The sequence below is a fragment of the Streptomyces coeruleorubidus genome, from assembly GCF_008705135.1.
Classification (GTDB): domain Bacteria; phylum Actinomycetota; class Actinomycetes; order Streptomycetales; family Streptomycetaceae; genus Streptomyces; species Streptomyces coeruleofuscus.
In genome coordinates, this window is sequence record NZ_CP023694.1 from 7571128 (window position 1) to 7590938 (window position 19811).

Sequence of the window (19811 nt, forward strand, 5' to 3'; positions counted from 1 at the left end):
CTCAGTCCGAGAAGACCTGCTTCGCGACCGTGACCGCCGTCATGGCCTTGGGCCAGCCGGCGTAGAAGGCGAGGTGCGTGATGGCCTCGATGAGCTCGGTCTCGGTGACGCCGTTCTCCTTGGCTCGTCCGAGGTGGAAGCGCAACTGGTCGGTGTCGCCGCCCGCGATGAGGACGGCCACGGTGATCAGGCTGCGGTCGCGGGCGGCCAGTTCGGTGCGATTCCACACGTCCTCGAACAGGACGTCGTCGGTCAGTTCGGCGAGCTTCGGAGCGACGTCGCCGATCGTGCGGCGTCCGCCGCCGATCTGCCGGGGCTGGTCGGTCATCGTATGTCCTTAATGCTGTGTGGTCAGCGGCTGCGGGGGCGGTTGTACTGCTCGTCGGTGACCGGCTCGTTCCAGGTGGTTTCCTCGCTGCCGTCGCCCTTGCCCTCCCACATGGCGATGTGCTCCATGAAGCGACCGGGGGTGGCGCCGTGCCAGTGCTCCTCGTTCGGAGGGCAGGTGACCGTCTCGCCCGGGTGCGCTTCGAAGACCGTGCCGTCACGGGTGCCGATCAGGGCGGTGCCGGAGACGACGTGCAGGGTCTGGCCCAGCACGTGCGAGTGCCAGTGGGTACGGGCGCCGGGGGAGAAGCGGACCAGGTTGGCACGCATCCGGGACGGCTCCTTGCCCGCGTGGATCACGTCGAACCAGACGTCGCCGGTGAACCAGTCCGTGGGGGCCTTGACGGTGTCCTGCTGCTTGACGAATTCCATGGTGTCTCTCTCGGGCGTAGGGGGTCTTGCCGACCGCTTCATCACCGAGGAAACCGAAGCCCGATGGGCTGGAGAAGGGTCTGCCGTTACCGGTACTGACAGGACCCCCCACACCTGCGCCGTCCGGCCCAGGGGGTGTCCGTAAAGTCCCGTCGTCCGCCCGCGGGGCAGGCGGGACTTTACGGACACCCCCTAGCCTGGACCGCGTGAGTACCGAGGGCGACATCCGCGAGTTCCTGGCCACCCGCCGCGCCAGGATCACCCCCCAGCAGGCCGGCCTGCCCGCCTACGGCGGCAACCGGCGCGTGCCGGGCCTGCGCCGCGAAGAGGTCGCCATGCTCGCCGGCGTCAGCATCGACTACTACATCCGCCTGGAGCGCGGCCGCCTGGCGGGTGCCTCGGAAGAGGTCCTCGACGCCGTCGCGAACGCCCTCCAGCTCGACGACGCCGAACGCGCCCACCTCCACGACCTGGCCCGCGCCGCCGCCAAACGCCCCACCCGGCGCACACGAGCCCGCGGCCCGCTGCCCGACAGCGTCCTGCGCGTTCTGCACTCCATGACCGACTCCCCGGCCTTTATCCGCAACGGCCGCCTGGACATCCTCGCCGCCAACCGCCTCGGCCGCGCCCTGTACTCCCCGCTCTTTCCCGACCCCGCCACCGCGACGGCCAATATCGCCCGCTTCCAGTTCCTCGATCCCGACGGCCGCGACTTCTTTCCCGACTGGGATCAGTCGGTGAACACCACCGTCGCCCTGCTGCGCACCGAGGCGGGACGGGCACCGCACGACCGTGACCTCACCGGACTCATCGGCGAACTCGTCACCCGCAGCGAGGAGTTCCGCACCGCCTGGGCCAAGCACAACGTGCGCCTGCACCACACCGGCCGGAAATCCTTCCGCCACCCGGCCGTCGGCGTCCTCACCTTCGACTTCGACGCCATGGAACTGCCCGCCCAGCCCGGCCTGACCCTCACCGCTTACACCGCCGCCTCCGGCACACCCGAGCACGACGCCCTGCGACTCCTGGCCTCCTGGGCCGCGACCGAGAACGCCGAGCCCACCAGTCATCCGTCAGGTCCCGGAGCGCGTTCATCACCGTGACAGCCGGTTTCGGCGTCAGTGCGGCCCGTCGCCTCCCGACCACTCACCGCCCGTCGGGCGTGGGGCTCCAGGGTGCATACGGATCACCATGTACGTCTCTCCGTCCGCGGGCGGCCGCGTCCATGAACGGGTGACGAACGTGTGCAGCCGCCCGCCAACGAGGGCATGTCGCGGCAGACAGACGCGGAACTCCCCGGCCACCGCTTCCAGCAACGGCCGTTCCGCCCCGGCGCCGTTCTCCACGTCACCGAAGAACCGGCTCGGATCGAGTGCCCGGGGTATCTCCCCGCTTGACCGGACCTCTCCGTCCGCGTAGGTGAACGCGTACTGCTCGGTGCCGTCTCGCGCTACCGAAAGGTGGAAGAAAGGCTCCCGGTGCGATGTCCTCAGGCCGCTCCACACCACCACCGCGCGGGTGCCCGCGCTGGCAGCCCCGGCCGGCGAGACGAACCGCTGCCGGTGGAACGGGGCGGGGGCGCCGTCGAAGGCGAAGCTCCAGCCGGTGCCGGCCCGGCCGACCGCCATGAGAGCCCTGTCGTCGTAGGACGAGAACTCGCTTCGGTCGCGCAGCGATCTGTCGCGCGCCTCCCAGAAGGTCATGGGTTCGTTCAGCAGGGTGCCGTCCCCGTCCGCGAGACGCCCGGGCAGTTCCTCCGGCTCCACCCCCTCCACCAGGACGAACCGGTACGACGTGCGGTTGTTGCCCGGGTCCGGCTCCGCGAGCCACGCGAGGCCGCCCGGGTCGAGCCCGGCCGTCGGACTCGGCGCCTCACCCGCCTGCCCGCCCCTTGGCGTGGACAGCAACTCGCGGCCCCGCTCCGGCGTCAGCAGCGGCCCGAGCACGGGGTCGGCGACCCACCCGAGCGGCGCCAGGTGGTCCGGTCCCAGCGGCTCCCACAGGGGTACGGCGCTCCGCAGTGTCCGCCACGCCCCGTCGGTGTCTCCCCACCGCGCCAACTCCCGCGCCCGCTCGACCGCCTCACCGAACGGTCCCGCCGCCGTGTACCGGTACGTTCCGTTCCGCACCTGATCCAGCGTCGTGTGAGCCAGTGACACCACGTCGTCGCCGGCGCCCCGCAGATGGAACATCAGCGTGGAGTCGTCCCGGTACGAGTGCGCCGCGTGCTCGGCGACCAGCGGCGGCAGCAGATCGGGCGCGTACCGCGGGTCCGTCACCAGGTCCTCGAAGTACACCATGTAGGTCTGTCCGAGCAGGCGGCGTATCTGGTCGCCCAGCCCGGCGGCCCGCGGTCTGCCGTACTCCTTGGCCTCGTCCAGCGCCTTCCCGGCCCGCTCCCAGCCGCCGCGCAGCGCCTCCAGCCGGGCCTCCCGCACGAGGGAGTCCAGCTTTTCCGTCGTGTCGTTGACGAACACCGGCTCCTCGTCACTGCCGTGTGCGCGCAGGCCGTGGAACTCCCGGTACATGTCCCGCATGAACTCGACGAAGTTGGCGTGCCGCTCGGGTGGCTCGGCCCGCCAGCTCGCCCACGAATAGACAGCCCACTCCCCGTCCTCGTCCACGTCCTCGGGATCCATGAGGACGTGGGTGACGTCGGACTCGACGTCGAGTTGCAGCCCGCGCCGCCAGATGTCCGCCTCCCGCCGCTCCTCGGGCCCGGCGTCCTCGTCCAGGTACTCCTCGAACAGGTCCGCCAGCTCCGACTCGTTGTTGTGCCAGTGCGCGTCCTCGGTCCCCGCCAGCAGCCACACGAACCCGCCCGCGTGCCGCCACCCGTCGCTGACCTTCAGGAACTCCCGGTAGGACGGGGGCATCCGGCGGCCGAGGCGCTCTTCCATGGCTGCGATGCGCTCTTCGGACGCGGGCGCGAACCCCAGCCACCGCGCCCGCCGCGCGGTCTCGTCGTCCTCGCCCCGCGTCTCGTCGTCCGGCAGGGAATCCGCCCACTCCCCGCTCCACCTGAGCAGGAACGACCGCCAGTCGAATGCCGTGGTGTCCGTCATACGCCCGATGCTGCCACCTGCCACTGACAACAGTGTGTGTCAGGTCACGCACTCCGATGACTGTCTAAGTTGCGTGCATCACAGCGGAAATGTCCATTTGGCGTCCATGCTCGACGCGGATGTCGGCGCCCGAAGTGGAGCGAACCGTCATCGAATTGGATGTGAAGTGCCGAAGTGATCCATGACACAGCACTCGTGATGTTCCCCCCTGATCCCCCTTAATCCCCCTTGGAAAGGTGCCAATTATGGCCGCTTACCTCTGCCCTCCTGCCGTGATACACGGCGAGCACGCCGTGGAAACCAGCCAGATCGTGGCGGAAGTGAGCGGCCGGCACCCGGACGCCGCGTGGGCGCCGCGGATCGAAGGCATCGCGGCCAGTACGGGCATCGAGACCCGCGGGTGGATGCTGCCGCTGGAGACCGCCGTCGCGCCTGGCGACGGGAGCGCCCTGCGGACTGCCGGCATCGGGCCGGCCCGAGAGGCGCTGACCCGCGACGGGTTCACCGAGCAGGACGTGGACCGCGTGATCGCGGCCCTCGAGGCGATACCCGCACCGCAGACCGTCCAGGAGCGCACCGCGCCGGCCTGGGCGGCCGTGCAGTCCTACGGGGAGCGCGCGGCACGCGGGGCCCTGCAGATCGCCGGGCTGGACGCCGCAGACGTCGACTGCCTGATCACCAGCCACTCCACCACTCCGGCGCTGCCGGGGCTGGACATCGCCCTGGCCAACCAACTCCCGCTTCGCAACGACGTGATGCTGCTGCCTGCCACGCAGTGGGCCTGCATCGCCGGGACCCGCTCCCTGGCGCTGGCGGCGGATCTCGTGGCCGCGGACCCCGACCGGGTGGTCCTGGTCGTGATCGCGGAGGCGCTGAGCACGACCTACCAGCCCTCGGACGACACCCTGGAGTCCCTGATCGTCCGGTTGCTGTTCGCGGACACCGCGGTCGCCGCCGTGGTCACGGGCCGCCCGAGGCCCGAGTCGGTGCTGCGGCTGGACGCCGCCTGGCACCACACTCTGCCCGGCACCCAGGACCTGCACCGCCTGGAGACACGGGCGGACGGCACCCACTTCGTGATGGACCGGCGCGGGCCGCGCGCCGTACAGGAGACGGTCACCGCGATGTGGGAGTGGCTGCACCTCCGCTACCAGGACGACCCCGACTCCTGGCACCCCGACGTTCTGCTCGCGCACCCCGGCGGGACGCGGGTACTGGAGTACATGGAGCAGACGATGCCCGATGGGTGGCCGTCGGGGCTGCTGGACTACAGCCGGGACAGCTACACCAGCGGCAACCGCGGAGGCGCCGCCGTGTTCGACATCCTGCGGAGGGCGCACGACGCCGGGCAGAAACCGGGCGACCGCGCCGTCCTGTACGCGGCGGCCCCGGGCCTCACGGCCACGGCCCTCCAGGGGGAGTGGCTGTAGTGCGAGCTCGCGCCACCCGTACCAGGGGGCGGGCCGCCCATGTCAGGGGGCGGGCCACCCGTACCACCGGTTAGGCCGCCCGGTCGCCCGTACCACCGGCTGTGCCGCCCCTGCCACCGGCTGTGCCGCCCCCACCACCGGTGTGCCGGCCGTACGGCCGGTGGTGCCGCCTGACAAGCGCACGCCGCCCGACACGTCCGCGACCGCGTCACGTCCGCGACCGCGTCACGTCCCGAATGCCGCCCAGACCACTTTGCCGGTCTCCGTCCACCGCACCCCCCACCGGGTGGTGAGTCTGTGCACGACCTGCAGGCCACGACCACTGTCGTCGAGGAGCTCGCTGCGGCCCAGCCGCGGCCTGCCGTTGCCGGTGTCGCCCACCTCGCACAGCAGCCCGTGACCCGTCCTGATCAGCCGTACCGTGAGGGGGCCGCCGGCGAAGCGGACCGCGTTGGCGACCAGCTCGTCGACCACCAGCACCACCTTGTCCCGGGTGTCGGCTCTGGTGTGCCATCGCCCCAGCAGCGCGGAGACCACTGTGCGGGCCCGGGCGGCCGCGTCGTCGCGGGCGGGCAGACGCCAGGTCGCGGTGTCCCCCTTGCGGTAGCCGATCATGCGCGCGAGCAGCAGGGTCACGTCGTCGCGCCGGCGCACGGGCGCCAGCGCGGAGACCAGGCCCCGCGCGGCCTGCGGCAGGGCGTCCCAGGGGTGCACCGCGGACACGGCGTCCGCCAGCCTGCCGATGCCCTCGTCAATCGATACGGAGGGATCCTCCACCAGGCCGTCGGTGTAGAGGGCGAGCAGCGAGCCCGGGGGAGCGGCGAACGCCTGCACGTCGAACGGCTCCCGCAGCGCGAACTCGGTACCCAGGCCGGGGTGGGGGCGGACTGCGAGCGGGCCGGCGGGCCCGCCCGGGGGCACCAGGACCGGGGGGAGGTGGCCGGCGCTGGACAGCGCCACGCGGTGGCTGACCGGGTCGTAAACGGCGATGCAGCAGGTCGACCCGAGGGCGCTGTAGCCGGCCGCCAGCCCGGAATCCGCGTCGTCCAGCAGCGTCACGGTCTCGTCCAGGTGCTCCAGCACCTCGTCGGGCGCCAGCCCGGCGGACAGCAGCGCACGGGCCTCCATGCTCAGCTGTCCCATGGTCGCGGCGGCTCCCAGGCCGTGCCCGACGACGTCACCGACCACGAGCGCGGTACGGCCGTCCGGCAGCGGAAAGCTGTTCACCCAGTCACCGCCGACGCCCGCGCTGTCGGGGGTGGCGGGCTGGTAGACGCTGGCGGTCTCGATGGTGTCGCCGCCGGTCCGTGGCAGCAGCCGGCGCTGCAACGCCAGTACCTGCGTGTGCTCGCGCTGGTGCTGACGGGCCAGGTCGACGTGATGAGAGGTCCGGGCCACCAGTTCCTGAAGGTCGAGCAGCTCGCTGTCGCCGAAGGGGCGGTCCGCCCTCCGCCACACCTCCGCCACCCCCAGAACGACGGGCGGCGTGCCGTCCAGGACCAGTGGTATGCACGCCACGGCCGCCGCGCCGTCACCGGGCACCAGGGCACGGACCAGCCTCGGACTGCCGAGCACCCGCTCGATCGCCTCCCGGTCGGGGATGACGATGGCCTGAGCCGCGTCGTCCCGCCGTATCGCCAGCGACAGCAGGCGACTCGCATCGCCGGGAAGATCGTCGCCCGGGGTCACATAGCCGTCCGGCCACACCCGGTCCGGCACCAGGGCCGCCCGCCGCAGCCGGACGCGCCCGTGCCGCTGCCCGGCGACCCCCTCGCCCGTCCACACGGCGAAGTCGAGGTCGATGGCCGCCACGTCTCCCCAGGCCAGCAGGGACTCCGCCAGCGACTGCGCGGTCTCGCCGATGTCCAGCGAGGTGCCGATCGCGGTCTCGGCGGCGTACAGGTGCAGCCTCCTGGCCATGGCGATCAGGGTGACGGTCAGGCCCTCCTGGGGCGCCGCGGCGGCCAGGATGCTCATCGAGACCACCAGCTCCGACCCGTCGCCGCGCCGAAGGCGCTGGACCCGGGCGACGTGCGGCTCACCGGTCTCGAGGACCTGCCGCAACCGCCGTGTGACCGTCGGTACGTCCCCGGGAGGCAGAAGATCGACGAAAGAGCACCCGGTCGCGGCGTCCAGCCCCGCGAAGACGGGGGCGTCCAGATTGCAGCGGGTGATCCTCAGATCCCGGTCCAGGTTGACCGCGCCGAGAATCTGCTCCTGACGGCCGGGCGCCGGGTTGGCGGGTACGTGCTGGCGGGCGGCGCGGTCGCCCTGCGAGACGGCAGAACCGGCGGCCTCCGCCGCTGCGCCGCGCGGGATGTACTGCCCCAGGGCGCTGCTGACCATGTCGAACGGCGACGAAGACGAGGGTGAGGGTGTGGCGTCCATGCGACTCTCTCGGCTCGCTCGCCAACCCCGGCACGGCGCCGGGGCCCGGCCAGAACCCGTGCGACAGGGTCCTCGGATCCCTGACCGCACACCTCATTCAATAACACCCGGGGCACCTTCGCCCGCGTCGGCGGATCCGGGACCGTCAGACCACGGCAGCGTCGCCTGCCAGTGAAAGACGGATATGTCTGGCGTGAGGCAGCGTGCGGGTCGGTCGCTCCCCGGACCGTGGGCTACGAGCCTGGCTGGTGCGCGGAGAGCGCGGTCAGCAAGGAGCGGGTCAGAACGGTGAGTTGCTCGCTACCGAGGACGAGGCTCAGCTCTTCGTCCGCTGACGCATAGGCGCGTTTGCCCGCCTCGAGCAGGTCGTACCCTCTGTCGGTGATGTGGAGCTCCGCGGTGTGGCCGCGGCCGGGGAAGCTTCTGCGTTCGACGGCTCCGCGCTGCTCGAGCTGGCGGACGGTGGCCTGTGCGCTCTGGGCGGTCACTCCGGCTCGGCGGGCGAGTTCACTGTAGGAGATCCCCGGCTCGCGCCGGAGGTGCCCCAGAGCCGCCAGGTGACGCAGCGTGTACCCGGTGGGCTTCAGTGATTGCTCGACGTCGTCGCGGATGTGTCGCCCCAGCGCCGCCAGGAGAAAGGCAGGGCTGGTCGGCGGCATGGGGCCGGTCTCCGCTCTCGGGGTGTGGTTCGTCATCGTCAGACCTTGGATCCACCAGGGACGGAAGTTTCAGCTTGACTGTAACTCATCCGTGGTCTCAACATGAAGGACGCCGCCCGACGTGGGCGGCGGCCCATCCCTCCTCCTTTCGTCATACCCCCTGCCCGCCCCGCGTTTCAGTCAGACTGAAACTGATAGATACGGACGGATCATGAACATCGCGCTGCCGGCGGCACAGCAGGACCGTCTGGGCACCCACCGGCGCCAGCCCCGCCTTCGACCTCTGGCAGGAATCCAGTCCCGGCAGATGCTGCCTCGTGGCCGGCCGGGACGCAGCGAGAGGTTCGCCCATTCCAACGTGGAGGTGTGCGGGGTCATGCGACTGCTCGTAGCCGGAGCCGACAGGGGTCTGGAGTACCAGGTCGTCAGCCAGGCTCCGGCCCGTGGCCGTCAGGTGACGGCAAAGGCCCGCCGGGCCGAAGCGTGGGACGCCACCACGACCGGCCTGAGCACGGGGGAAGGCGCGGCCGGCGACGACCTGTCATCGGGATCCCGCGCCGTGGCGGGACAGGGTGCGGCGATCCGCGCGCTGGGTGATCCGCCGTGGCGGGCGGGCCGCAAGGGGCCTGCCACTGTCAGCGGCGCGCGGACGGGGCGTGCGGCGTGAACCTGCGAGGCAAGACCGTCGTCCTGACCGGCGCCAGTTCCGGGATCGGAGCACAAGCCGCCGTCCGCCTGCGCGCGCAAGGCGCCCTTGTCCATCTGGTGGGGCGCGACGAACGGCGCACCCGGCAGGTGGCCGAGGCCCTCGACGCCCCCTGGTACACGGCCGACTTCGAAGAACTGGCGGACGTTCACCGCCTGGCCGACGAGCTCATGCGTGCCACGCACCACATCGACGTGCTGGCCGCCAACGCCGGTGCCGTCATGCCGGACCGGCACACCGCCGACGGCATCGACGCCACCTTCCAGGTCAACGTGCTCAGCCCGTGGCTGCTGATGCTGCTGCTCGCGGACCACCTGCGGGGCGGGCGCATCCTGGCCACCAACTCCCGCGCTCACAAGAACGCCGTCATCGGACTGCACTCTCTCGAGGACCTGGCCCGCGGCCGCCAGGGAGTGTCCGGGCACCGCGCCTACGCCCGCTCCAAGCTGGCAGCCGGAATCCTCCTGCGTGAATACGGCCGCCGCCACCGCGGCATCGATGTCGGCGACTTCCACCCTGGCATCATCGCCTCCGGCTTCGGCCGCTCCCTGGGCAAGCGCGGTGCCGTCACGAAGGTGCTGGCACGTCCCTTCACCGACACTCCGGACCAGGGCGCCGCCCGCCTGGTGCACCTCGCCTCGCGTACCGGCCCCCTGGCGGGCACCTACTACACCCGCACACGGCCCGCCAAGGCGTCGCCTCAGCTGCCCTCCCGCCAGCTCGGCGCCGCCCTGTGGGACTTCGCCACCGACTTGACCAGTTCGCGCCGGCCGGCCCCGGGCTCCGCCTCCAGCACAGGCCGTCACAGCAGTACCGGCCGATGAACCCCCTCCACATCCGCGCCGGCCGGCAACCCATGCGGCCGTCGAGCCCCGACCGCATCGACCGCACCGACCGCACCTCGTCACGTCAAAGGCACTTCCATGAGTAAAGTCCTCCTCGTCCTGCACGTCCTGGCCGCCATCATCGCCATCGGGCCGGTGACCGTGGCCGCGAGCATGTTCCCGCCCGCGGTACGCAAGGCAGCGCAGGAATCCGCAGCCGAAGCACCCTCCGCGACCACCGTCCGGTTGCTCCACCGGATCTGCCGCCGCTACGCCACTCTCGGGCTGGCCGTGCCGGTTCTCGGCATGGCCACAGCAGCCGTCATGGGCGTCCTCGGCAGTGCCTGGCTCATCACGTCCATGGTCCTGACCGCGGCGGCCGCCGGCATCCTCGTCGCCCTCGTCCTCCCCCGCCAGGAGGCGCTTCTCGGCCAACTCGGCAGCCACCAGGTGGTCGACCGCAGTCACACGGCACAACTGGGTATGTACACCGGCCTGTTCAACCTGCTGTGGGCCACCGTCACCGTCCTCATGATCGTCCGACCCGGTTCGACGACGGGAGCGTGACCATGCCGAACAACACCGCCCGTCACCCTCTGCGCGTGGCAGCCACCGTGGAACTCGTCTCGCTGATCGTCCTGTTGACCAACTTGTTCACCGTGCACGTACCAGCCGTCGCGTCATTGACCGGCCCCGTCCACGGCTGCGCCTACCTGTTCAGCATCGGCGCCGTCATACGCGACAGACAGCGCACCACCGCGGCCGTCGCACTCGCCGTCATCCCCGGAATCGGCGGCATGCTCGCCCTGCGTGGCCTCCCCACCCCCCAGGCACGGGCCGGCACCGCCCCACAGACGCCGTAGCACTGTCACCGCTGCCAGAACCAGAGGCCACTCAGATGCCCCCACCCCGAACCGATGCGAGCGGCCCCACCCTTTCGGCGCGGATCCAGAGGACCGTCATGCGGCTCATGTTCCGGATTCCCGAGACTGTCAAGAGACGCATAGCAGGCCCTGTTGTCCGTCTCGACGGTCAGACACTCGCCCTCGACGCCCAGCTGATGGCCGAGATGAGCCGGCGCGGCGGCGTCTCACTCGTCGTCAACGATTCGCCGGGGGAGTCCCGCGCAGCCCTCGAGAGCGGCCGACACGCGCTGGAGGGGCCCCGCTTCAAAGACGTCATCAGCGAAGACCTCGCCATCGACACCACCGGTGGCGACCTTCACGCGACGCTCTACACGCCGAGCCACCTCAGTACGCCGGCCCCCTTGCTGGTGTTCTTCCATGGCGGAGGGTGGGTCATCGGCAGCCGAACCTCCTACGACTCCCTTGTGTCCTTCCTCGCGCACCACGCGCAGGTGAAGATCATGTCGGTCGAGTACCGTCTGGCCCCGGAACATCCCTTCCCGGCAGCCCTCGACGACGCGCTGGCCGCGTTCGAGCACGCTCACCGACAGGCCGATGCCCTGGGTGTCGACCGGGCGCGCATCGCCGTCGGGGGCGACAGCGCCGGCGCTCACCTCTCGGCCGTACTCGCCCAGCTCGCCGCCCGCCGGGAGGGCCCGCGCCCCTCACACCAGTTCCTGTTCTACCCCGCCACCGACTTCACCGGGCGCCATCCTTCGCGGGACCTGTTCGGCGAAGGGTTCCTGCTCACCGACCGCGAAATCGACTGGTTCCAGGACCAGTACGCCCAAGCAGCCGACCGGTCCGATCCGCGCCTTTCCCCCCTTCTGGGTGAGGTGGACGCGTCGATCGCGCCTGCCTACATCGCCACCGGCGGATTCGACCCGCTCCGCGATGAGGGCGAGCATTACGCGGAGAAACTACGGCAGGCGGGCACGGAGGTGGTCCTGCACCGCGAAGCCGACCTCGTCCACGGCTATCTCAGCTTCTTCGCGCTCTCGACCCGCTTTCGAGCCGCGGCACTTGAGGCCGCAGAGGCCATCCGCAGCCGTCTGCACACAGCCTCCGACACGAAGAAGTAGCGTCCCTTCCTCCGATGCCGGGTCCAGGTCAGGGCCTTGTGGCGTGAGCATGTCTGCGGGGTTGGTGACACGCCTGTGATCGCTTGTGACACGGCGAGGCCCGCCAGGAACCGTTCCGACGGGGACCTCCGCGCGGAGCCGACCCGCCGCAGGAAGGCACTCCCCGGTGCGAAATACTCTCCCGATGGGTTCACGCACTTCCCCGATCAGTCAGCCGATCACGATACGGAGGGCCGTCGCGCGGGATGCCAAACGGCTCACGCGGCTCGTGCGTGGCTCAGGCGCCTACGCGGGTAAGTACGCAGCCGCAGTGGCGGGCTACCGGGTCGGTCCTGATTACATCGAGGCCCACCGCGTCTTTGTGGCCGTCGGCGCTGACGAGCATGGAGGCCGCGTTCTCGGGTTCTACTCGCTCGTCCTCGCGCCACCGGAGCTCGATCTGCTGTTCGTCGCCGACGAAGCGCAAGGACGGGGTATTGGACGGCTGCTCGTGGCGCACATGCAGTCCGAGGCTCGTGCCGCCGGGCTCGACCGTGTCCATGTCGTGTCGCATTCGCTTGCCGAGGACTTCTACCACCGTGTTGGTGCGGTGCGGACCGGGACCGCGTTTGCGAACCCGCCTGCCGTGCCGTGGGACCGTCCCGAATTCGAGTTTCGCCTTCCTTCGGAATGACGTGGTGTGCCGGTTGGCGGGGCACCGGCTTCGCCTGCATGGTGGCCGGCATGCAGGAGGTACCGAGTCCGCGTCCCAGCGCCGCGATCTGTCGGACACCGACTACGCCTACTCCTCGTCCTGTCCGTGCTTCCCCGTCGCCACCCCTTGATCACTTCTCGGAGAGGAGGAAACATCCGGTGTTCAGGTGTCGGAACTTCGGGGGCACTCCACTCCACCTGGAAAGAATCCCCGACGCTTGTACGGTGTTGAGTTGCATGATTCCAAGCATGGGGAGGGTACCGGCGTGACCGACGACAACGCCCGGGGCCGGACTCGGGTGAGGCGGGCGCGTCGCTGGCTCGTGGCGGCCTCCACAGTGGTCGCTGTCGCAGGGGGAGTGGCCACGGAGGTGCTGAACGCCGGCACCCACGAACAGTCTGTGGACCCAGGTGGGGCGGCTGAGTGGACCGAACCGGTGCAGAGCCCGTCACCGTCCTGTCATCCGTCGCCAGAGGCAGGGAGAGAGGCCGTCACGGAAGCCCGACCCGGTGATCGGGAGTTCGAAGTCGTGGCTGTCAGCTCCCTGTGTTCCGATTCGGAGAGCGATAATGAGTGACCGTTCAGGCCATGACCGACTCGAGCGGGCGTGGGAAAGGTTCAGCACGTGGCTGGGCGAGCATGCGCCGGTTTCGTGCGGCCTGCTGCGACCAGGTGCGGCAGATGCTCAGATCGACAGTGCCGAGCAGGCCATCGGCGTGCGGTTCCCGGCGGAACTGCGGGCGTTGTACCGGATCCATGACGGCGTGCGCGGCGTCGAGTTGGAGGAGTTCGGCGAGCAGCCCATCTCGCCCCGCGGAGATGATGATCCGTGGTATCGGCAGGCGAACGCGGTCGACTTCATGCCCACCGGCCAGGCGTGGCTTCCGCTGAGGCATGTGATCAGCGTGCACGGCGGGCCGCTGGAGATCATGGCCGGGGGGCGCGTGCCTTATGTGCCAGTGACAGCGAGCGCCAACGACGCGATGCTGAGCGGCACATATCTCGATCCGGCAACCGGTGTGCTGGGGACGTGGGCGGACGCGCAGGAGCTGAGCCCGCAAGGCGTGGGGCTGGCCGACTGGCTGGAGGACGCTGTTGCCGCCTTGGCCGAAGGGCGCCCCACGCGTGTCCTGGGGCTGCGGCCCTACCTGTCGCCGACGGGTGACGGACTCGGTTGGTACGAGGAGGACGTCATGCCCGAGGAAGACGGTTGGATGCCGGTCGCTGGTTGACTGGGGGCAGGCCCCCGGCCCGGGATGGTGGGATCGGGCCGGGGGCCTGGGATGTTCACGATCGGCAGGCGGTCACGGTCGCTGCGCGCACCTGACTACATCGGCGGCCGCATCGCAGTCCTGGAAGCCGTCGATGTCGACCCAGTAGGTGTCCTTGTCGAGCACCCGGAAGGTGGATGCGAAGGTTCCCCAGTGGGACATGGAGCCGGAGTTGACATTGCGGGACATCGATGATCGGCCGCACGTCTCCCCCCATGTCGGTGCGGCGAACCGTTCATCGTCGTAGAGCTTGTACGTTCCGGCGGTCGGCTCGGTCTCGTACGTCTGCACACACTCGCGTCCCTGCAGCGCGTCGGACACCGGCTTGGGGTTCAGGCCCCCCTCAGATGTCGGCATGCCCGCTGACTCGTACGTGGAGTTGAACGTGTACTCGTCGCAGGAACGGATGTCACTGTTGGACGAGGCCAGAGCGGGGTGCAGCACCGTCCTGGGGTGGTAGACCATCCTGTTCGCCGTGGCACCACGGCATACGCGGTAGCGGTTGGCGGTCTCGCTGCGCCCGGTCCCGGTGGCACCGGCCGTGTTGCGGGTCTTGGATGGCATGTAGTGCAGCGGCGTGACCGGCGTCTGCCCGAAGAACTCTGGTGTCAGTTTGTTCTGGATCAGCCAGGCGTGTGCTGCGGCGGACGGGTACCTCTTGGAGTTCATCGAGTAGCCGGGGCTGTAGTTCTTGATCACGCAGCCGCCGGCCCCGTACACCTTGTCGCAGCGCGCGGGGATGGCCGCCGGAGAGGTGCCGTGATTGTCCGTCACCACCATGTTCGGCGTGTCCGTGGTCAATATCCCTTGAATGAGCTGCGGAATCTCCCGGGACAGGTCCTTGTCCTTGGAGCCGGAGGCGTTGGCCACGCTGCCGTCCCATGTCGTTTCGGCGTTGCCCTGGGCGATGTGGGAATCCGCGCCGGACGTCCATGTGGGAGTGCGGCCTGTCTCCCAGTCGAAGCCCGTGTCGCTGTCCGCGCAGCCGCCGTTGACACATGAGGCCAGGATGTTGAACGCCAGGGCCTTGGGAGATGACGGCCACTGGTCCGTTATCCCGCTGGGGAGCGGCGTCATCTGAAGCCAGTGCTTGATCGTATTGCCCGTAGGATCGAGCTTGAACTGCCACATCAGCTCGAAGTCCTGGTAGTAGTCCTTCGTGCCGTTGTTGCCTTTGACGTTCCAGGAGAACAGCAGGCACGCCTCACTGCGGCGGATGAAGGACTTCTGGGCGGTGAGGGTCGTGTCGCACCAGGAGCTGTCAAGGATGGGGCCGGTGTATGCAGCGGCGCCCATTGGGGTGACGGTCTGCGTACTGGTCTTGCCGGTGTCGGCCTTCTGCTCGCGAGCCTTCTGCTTCTTGATCGCCTCAGCTGCCCTGGCGGTGCGCTTCTTCAACGGTGTGATGGTGATGGTGGCGTCGCCGGCCTTGGTCGTCCTCTGCTTCGGGGAAAGCAGGGCGGGCGCGTCCTGCTGGACGGTGCCCGAGCTGGTGACTGTGTTCCAGCCGTCCCAGCCGAACGCCGGGTAGGGGTTGTTCCAGTCGGCCGGGTCGGCTGCGGCCGGGTCTGGCTTGTTCAGGGTGATGTCGACCTTGTGGGCCCGGGTCGCAGGCGCAGTACCCGCAAGGAACCCGTACTCGTTGGTCGTCCCGACGTTGTCGGCGCGGTCGATGGCCCGGGTCTCGACGTGATGGGCGCCGTCGGTGGCGGGCGTCACCGCGAACGAGCCGGTCGTACCGGAGGTCGTCGAGGTGGTGTTGACCGTCCGCCATGTACCGCTTCCGGTTGCACCCGCGTCGGGATCGGGGTCCTCACCGTCCACTCGGTACTCGAGCCGGTTCGCATCATTGACGGTGGTTGCCGTCCACGTTCCAGCTTGTCCGGCGCCGCCACTGTAGCTGCCTTCGGGGTACTGGGCGGACGTCACGGGGGACGGCTCCCCGGGCTCCGTGGTGTCGACGACGAACTGCGTCCACGGTGACCAACCGAGGTTGTAGTGGGTGCCGTCGTAGGCGTTGGTCCGGAACTTGTAGGTCTTGCCGTCTTGGAGCTGACCTGCGGGGACGGTGACACTGGCCGGTGCGCCCGAGGCGACGAAGTCGGAGACGATCAGGCCCTCGCCGGCCGGGGTGGTGATGGGCGTGTTGGTGGCTGCGTCGTAGACCTGGAAGGTGCCGTTCACAGTGTCGCCGTCGGGGTCGGTGAAGGTGTCCCGCAGTGTCGGGGTCGTAGTGTTCACCGCCCATACACCGGCATACGACTTGAAAGGTGCCCCGGCCTGGCGGTCGGTACCGTCCGAGGGACGGTAGTTGTAGTTCACGGTCAGCTTCGGCTGGTTCGATGTGGCGTTGCCGGAGTTGACGCGCTTCCAGTCGCGGGTGTCGTCCGTGGCAGCGCGCAGGCCCATGAAGCCGCGTGTGACCTTCGCCGAAGCCCAGGCCTGGACGAGCGTGTCGACGTCGGCGTTGATCCACCCGTCGGGCTGGGTGCTGGTACAGCTCGGGTTGCCGCGGGTCTGCGTCGAGGAGTGGTACTGCTGGTTCCAGGTGGGCTGGTTGGTCCACCGCGACGACGTGGACGCCGCGGTGGTGTCCCAGATGGTCCACGACTGTGCGGTGCATTCTGTGTTGCCGGAGTGGAAGTTCCACAATGCCAGGTTCGTGTCGATGATCAACGCGTCCTGGATCGGCGTGGTGTTCCAGTGGATGAACGACCGCGCCACGCGTGTCGTGCCGTCGGCGTTGGTGGTGCCCGGGTTGCCGAAGTCGAGCTCGGTGTCGGCAGACCAGTCGACGGTCTCGCCGCGCTGCACGTAGGTGTCGAACGTGGACGCCAGCGCAGAGGTGGAGGGGTCAACTGTGACCGGGTACTTCGTCTTCGGGTCGGCGAGGAAGTCCGCGCTGGGCGTGACGACCAAGTCGATGCGACCGGTGCCCTTGTTCACGACCTTCATGTCGACGCGGGCCCGACGCGTGTGCTCGCCGGACTGCTTGTCCACCGAGGCGTCCCACATGACCGGCGCCGGCATCGTCGCGCGCCGGTCACCGGTCCTGGCATCGATGAATGTCAGCGATCCGTCCTTGTTCGCCTTGGCTTTGAGGCCCTTGGCCTTGACCGGCAGCGTGTAGGAGTAGGAACCGGAGGGCTTCTTGTCAATCTCCACGAACTGCTCGAAGCCGGTCCGTGTGGCCTCGACGATGACGTCAGCGCCGGGAACGGCCTCGCGATAGCGGGCCGTGGTGCCGTCCAGCTCCGGCGCGGGAAGACCGCCCTTCCACTGCAGCGTCACAGCCTGATCGCCACTGCCGAGAGTGACGAGATCGCGCGGGGCGGCGTCCTGCGCGGCGGCCAACGAGCGCGGCGCGGTACCGCCCTTACCCGCCAGGCGCAGCCCGTTGGGGTGCTCCTTCGCCTTCACGGTGCCGTCGCCGGCCCTGGTCAGGGTGACGTCGACCTTGCGCCACTTGCCGCCGCGCCAGACCCGCTCAGGTCCGGACGTCAGCTCGGTGGTCAGCGATCCGTCGGGGTTGGCGACGGTGTACGAGGTGGCCGTCGTCTCGTCGTAGGCGACGACCTTCTTGCCGGTCTTCTTCGCCTCGAGGATCGCCCACGCCTTCGATCCCTTGGCGTGCTGGGCGGCCCATTCCATGTCGGCCTTGAGGATGTCTGCCTTGGACGGCTGAGAAACCTTGGCTGGTTCGCCGGTGCCCTCCGCAGCGGGAGCCGCAGCGGCGTGGCTTGTGGCGGCGATGCCGGCCTCAGCGATGAGCAGCAGCGCGGCGGCCGCCGCGAGCCGGTTGCGTCGTCTGCGTCTTGGCGTGGTCGGTTGTCTGGATGGATACACGAAGTGCCGTGTCCTTCCTGATAGGTCAGCTCAAACGCCTGTGCGAGACCGCGCAGACGGGCAGGACCCTAGGAAGGAAGATCAATATCGATGAAGCTGATTTCAGGACACACGCGTGCGTCAACTGCCATGCTCGGAGGCGCGCTTGGCAGCAGTGGAGTGTGCAGTGCCAAACGTCGGATGGATCACAGCGGGTGCTCCGGGTAGCAGGCCGTCGGGAGCGGTGCAGTGCGCGAACCATGCACCTCCCGGCTTTGCGTGCCCCCATGGCACTGTGGCTTAAAAGTGATGTGATCAGCGTTACTTGCCGGGGGGTGTGACACTTCCTCGGTCTGATGCGCTGGATAAGGCCGGCCGCCCGCATGACGAGCTGCCTGAAACGAAAATCTCCTGAGGTCGGCTTCGAGGTTGTGCACCGCAGAGGCGACTCAGCGGCAGCCTCTGTCGCCGTGCGCAGGGGGTGACACCGCTGTCCAGCCTGGGTAACCGTCAGCTGTTCCGCGCCTGCGCGCGCCGCTCCTGATCACCATGGGAGACAACCCCGAACGGCTGAACACCGAGGCGTCCTTCGCTGCTTTGTGCGGAGTCAGTCCCATCGAGTACTCCTCCGGCCGTCGGAGCTCGCGTCCGCTCAACCGCGGCGGCGACCGGCAGGCCAACGCCGCCCTGCACCGCATCGTGTTCACCCGGCTGCGCTTCGATCCCCGCACCCAGGCGTACTACGAACGCTGCGCCCAGGAGGGGAGACCCGCCGTGAGATCATCCGATGCCTCAAGCGAAATGCCGCCCCAAGAGGTCTTCAACCCGGTCAGGAATCGAGCGTCCCCCCGTTATAGGGGCGTCCGTGATACGTGAGAGGGTCTGAGGCGTGAGTGAGACACCACCGAACACCCTGCAATACCGCTTTGACGGGCCAGAAGAGGCTCCCGTCCTGATCCTGGGTCCCTCACTGGGTACCACATGGCACATGTGGGACCGCCAGATCCCCGAGCTGATCAAGCAGTGGCGCGTCTTCCGGTTCGACATGCCGGGACACGGCGGCGCCCCGGCGTACCCGGCGGGCTCGGTCACGGACCTCACCACACGGCTGCTGACCACCCTCGAAGCGCTCGGCGTGCAGCGCTTCGGCTACGCGGGCTGCGCCCTCGGCGGCGCGGTCGGCATCGAGCTGGCCCTGCGCCACCCCGAGCGGCTCGCGTCCCTCGCGCTGATCGCCGCCTCGCCCCGCTTCGGCACGGCCGACGAGTTCCGGCAGAGAGGGGTGATCGTCCGGACGAACGGGCTCGACCCCATCGCCCGCACGGCCCCCGACCGCTGGTTCACCGGCGGGTTCGCCGCCGCGCAGCCCGCGATCACCGAGTGGGCCGTGCAGATGGTGCGCACCACCGACCCCGGCTGCTACATCGCCGCCTGCGAAGCGCTCGCCTCGTTCGACGTCCGGGCCGAGCTCGGACGCGTGGGCGTGCCCACCCTGGTCCTCGTCGGATCGGACGACCAGGTCACCGGCCCCGCCGAAGCCCGCACCCTGGTCGCCGGCATCCCGGACGCCCGCCTCGCCGTCGTCCCCGGCGCCTCCCACCTGGTTCCGGTGGAGCAGCCCGCGGCCGTCACGGACCTGCTGGTGCGGCACTTCTCCACCGCCTGGCAGCCCGCCTTCGAGACCTCCACCGGCCAGACCGCCCTGCCCGCGGCCGCCGTCAAGCCGGTCCTGTCCGCCGCCCCCGCCCAGCCCGTCCAGACCGGGCCCGTCGCCGAGATCGCCCCGGTCGTACCGCAGCAGCCCCAGGGACGGCCCGACCCCTACGACGCCGGGCTCAAGGTCCGCCGCGAAGTGCTGGGCGACGCGCACGTCGACCGGGCGCTGGCGCAGGCCGACGAGTTCTCCGGGGACTTCCAGGAATTCATCACCCGCTACGCCTGGGGCGAGATCTGGGACCGCCCCGGCCTCGACCGCCGCACCCGCAGCTGCGTCACCCTCACCGCCCTGGTCGCCGGCGGCCACCTGGACGAGCTGGCCTTCCACACCAGAGCGGCGCTGCGCAACGGACTCACCCCGGGCGAGATCAAGGAGGTGCTGCTCCAGGCGGCCGTCTACTGCGGCGTCCCGGCGGCGAACAGCGCGTTCAAGGTCGCCCAACAGGTCATCCGCGAGGAGACCACGCCCCAGGAGTGAGTGAGTCCG

16 protein-coding genes and 1 pseudogene are annotated in these 19811 nt (G+C 69.6%); 11 read left to right on the top strand and 6 right to left on the bottom strand.

The window, feature by feature from the left end:
* Window position 1: 1 nt before the first annotated feature.
* Together CP976_RS34915 and CP976_RS34920 are read right to left on the bottom strand one after the other, a co-directional pair.
* Window positions 2-328, bottom strand: coding sequence for a carboxymuconolactone decarboxylase family protein (locus CP976_RS34915; protein ID WP_150483903.1), 327 nt, complete (start codon window positions 326-328; stop codon window positions 2-4).
* Between the two features lie 23 nt (window positions 329-351).
* Window positions 352-759: a (R)-mandelonitrile lyase gene (locus tag CP976_RS34920; protein ID WP_150483904.1), complete on the bottom strand. Its 408-nt coding sequence runs from the start codon at window positions 757-759 to the stop codon at window positions 352-354.
* A gap of 206 nt (window positions 760-965) precedes the next feature.
* Here CP976_RS34920 and CP976_RS34925 point away from each other — a divergent pair, with 206 nt between their 5' ends.
* Window positions 966-1862: a helix-turn-helix transcriptional regulator gene (locus tag CP976_RS34925; RefSeq protein ID WP_150483905.1), complete on the top strand. Its 897-nt coding sequence runs from the start codon at window positions 966-968 to the stop codon at window positions 1860-1862.
* A gap of 15 nt (window positions 1863-1877) precedes the next feature.
* Here the strand turns inward: CP976_RS34925 and CP976_RS34930 are convergent, their stop codons facing one another.
* Window positions 1878-3824, bottom strand: coding sequence for an SMI1/KNR4 family protein (locus CP976_RS34930; protein WP_150483906.1), 1947 nt, complete (start codon window positions 3822-3824; stop codon window positions 1878-1880).
* 245 nt (window positions 3825-4069) lie between these two features.
* Between CP976_RS34930 and CP976_RS34935 the strand changes: the two genes are divergently transcribed.
* Window positions 4070-5254: a beta-ketoacyl-[acyl-carrier-protein] synthase family protein gene (locus CP976_RS34935; RefSeq protein ID WP_150483907.1), complete on the top strand. Its 1185-nt coding sequence runs from the start codon at window positions 4070-4072 to the stop codon at window positions 5252-5254.
* Between the two features lie 225 nt (window positions 5255-5479).
* On the opposite strand, the gene CP976_RS34940 is transcribed toward CP976_RS34935, so the two are convergent.
* Entirely contained in the window at window positions 5480-7642 is a 2163-nt protein-coding gene (locus CP976_RS34940; protein ID WP_150483908.1) for an ATP-binding SpoIIE family protein phosphatase, read from the bottom strand.
* 233 nt (window positions 7643-7875) lie between these two features.
* Window positions 7876-8337 (bottom strand): MarR family winged helix-turn-helix transcriptional regulator, encoded by a 462-nt coding sequence (locus tag CP976_RS34945; protein WP_229875289.1) that lies wholly within the window; start codon window positions 8335-8337, stop codon window positions 7876-7878.
* A 340-nt stretch (window positions 8338-8677) separates the two neighbouring features.
* Between CP976_RS34945 and CP976_RS34950 the strand changes: the two genes are divergently transcribed.
* The 7 genes from CP976_RS34950 (at window position 8678) to CP976_RS43080 (ending at window position 13744) form a co-directional block, all read left to right on the top strand.
* Entirely contained in the window at window positions 8678-8968 is a 291-nt protein-coding gene (locus CP976_RS34950) for a hypothetical protein (protein ID WP_150483909.1), read from the top strand.
* A complete protein-coding gene (locus CP976_RS34955) occupies window positions 8965-9831 on the top strand; it encodes an SDR family NAD(P)-dependent oxidoreductase (RefSeq protein WP_167537475.1) in 867 nt (288 codons plus the stop codon). Before CP976_RS34950 ends, CP976_RS34955 begins: the two co-directional genes overlap by 4 nt.
* A 99-nt stretch (window positions 9832-9930) precedes the next feature.
* Entirely contained in the window at window positions 9931-10398 is a 468-nt protein-coding gene (locus CP976_RS34960) for a hypothetical protein (protein ID WP_150483911.1), read from the top strand.
* 35 nt (window positions 10399-10433) lie between these two features.
* On the top strand, window positions 10434-10694 hold the full coding sequence (locus CP976_RS34965) for a DUF3817 domain-containing protein (protein ID WP_308429994.1): 261 nt from the start codon (window positions 10434-10436) through the stop codon (window positions 10692-10694).
* A 197-nt stretch (window positions 10695-10891) separates the two neighbouring features.
* Entirely contained in the window at window positions 10892-11818 is a 927-nt protein-coding gene (locus tag CP976_RS34970) for an alpha/beta hydrolase (protein WP_229875287.1), read from the top strand.
* A 184-nt stretch (window positions 11819-12002) separates the two neighbouring features.
* A complete protein-coding gene (locus tag CP976_RS34975; RefSeq protein WP_167537476.1) occupies window positions 12003-12491 on the top strand; it encodes a GNAT family N-acetyltransferase in 489 nt (162 codons plus the stop codon).
* Between the two features lie 590 nt (window positions 12492-13081).
* Entirely contained in the window at window positions 13082-13744 is a 663-nt protein-coding gene (locus CP976_RS43080) for an SMI1/KNR4 family protein (protein WP_167537477.1), read from the top strand.
* A gap of 72 nt (window positions 13745-13816) precedes the next feature.
* Here the strand turns inward: CP976_RS43080 and CP976_RS34990 are convergent, their stop codons facing one another.
* Window positions 13817-17434, bottom strand: a complete 3618-nt coding sequence (locus CP976_RS34990; protein ID WP_150485630.1) for a DNRLRE domain-containing protein — start codon at window positions 17432-17434, stop codon at window positions 13817-13819.
* Between the two features lie 705 nt (window positions 17435-18139).
* On the opposite strand from CP976_RS34990, the pseudogene CP976_RS34995 reads away from it, so the two are divergent.
* Window positions 18140-18465: pseudogene (locus CP976_RS34995) on the top strand (transposase); the annotation flags it as partial.
* Between the two features lie 32 nt (window positions 18466-18497).
* Entirely contained in the window at window positions 18498-19802 is a 1305-nt protein-coding gene (pcaDC, locus tag CP976_RS35000) for a bifunctional 3-oxoadipate enol-lactonase/4-carboxymuconolactone decarboxylase PcaDC (protein WP_150483917.1), read from the top strand.
* Window positions 19803-19811: the final 9 nt, after the last annotated feature.

Bases quoted from the DNA above. Each gene is read 5' to 3' on its own strand.
- CP976_RS43080 (WP_167537477.1), top strand. From the start codon at position 13,082: ATGAGTGACCGTTCAGGCCATGACCGACTCGAGCGGGCGTGGGAAAGG.
- CP976_RS34930 (WP_150483906.1), bottom strand. From the start codon at position 3,824: ATGACGGACACCACGGCATTCGACTGGCGGTCGTTCCTGCTCAGGTGG.
- CP976_RS34960 (WP_150483911.1), top strand. From the start codon at position 9,931: ATGAGTAAAGTCCTCCTCGTCCTGCACGTCCTGGCCGCCATCATCGCC.
- CP976_RS34975 (WP_167537476.1), top strand. From the start codon at position 12,003: ATGGGTTCACGCACTTCCCCGATCAGTCAGCCGATCACGATACGGAGG.
- CP976_RS34920 (WP_150483904.1), bottom strand. From the start codon at position 759: ATGGAATTCGTCAAGCAGCAGGACACCGTCAAGGCCCCCACGGACTGG.
- CP976_RS34950 (WP_150483909.1), top strand. From the start codon at position 8,678: ATGCGACTGCTCGTAGCCGGAGCCGACAGGGGTCTGGAGTACCAGGTC.
- CP976_RS34935 (WP_150483907.1), top strand. From the start codon at position 4,070: ATGGCCGCTTACCTCTGCCCTCCTGCCGTGATACACGGCGAGCACGCC.
- CP976_RS34990 (WP_150485630.1), bottom strand. From the start codon at position 17,434: ATGGAATGGGCCGCCCAGCACGCCAAGGGATCGAAGGCGTGGGCGATC.
- CP976_RS34940 (WP_150483908.1), bottom strand. From the start codon at position 7,642: ATGGACGCCACACCCTCACCCTCGTCTTCGTCGCCGTTCGACATGGTC.
- CP976_RS34945 (WP_229875289.1), bottom strand. From the start codon at position 8,337: ATGACGAACCACACCCCGAGAGCGGAGACCGGCCCCATGCCGCCGACC.
- CP976_RS34970 (WP_229875287.1), top strand. From the start codon at position 10,892: ATGGCCGAGATGAGCCGGCGCGGCGGCGTCTCACTCGTCGTCAACGAT.
- CP976_RS34915 (WP_150483903.1), bottom strand. From the start codon at position 328: ATGACCGACCAGCCCCGGCAGATCGGCGGCGGACGCCGCACGATCGGC.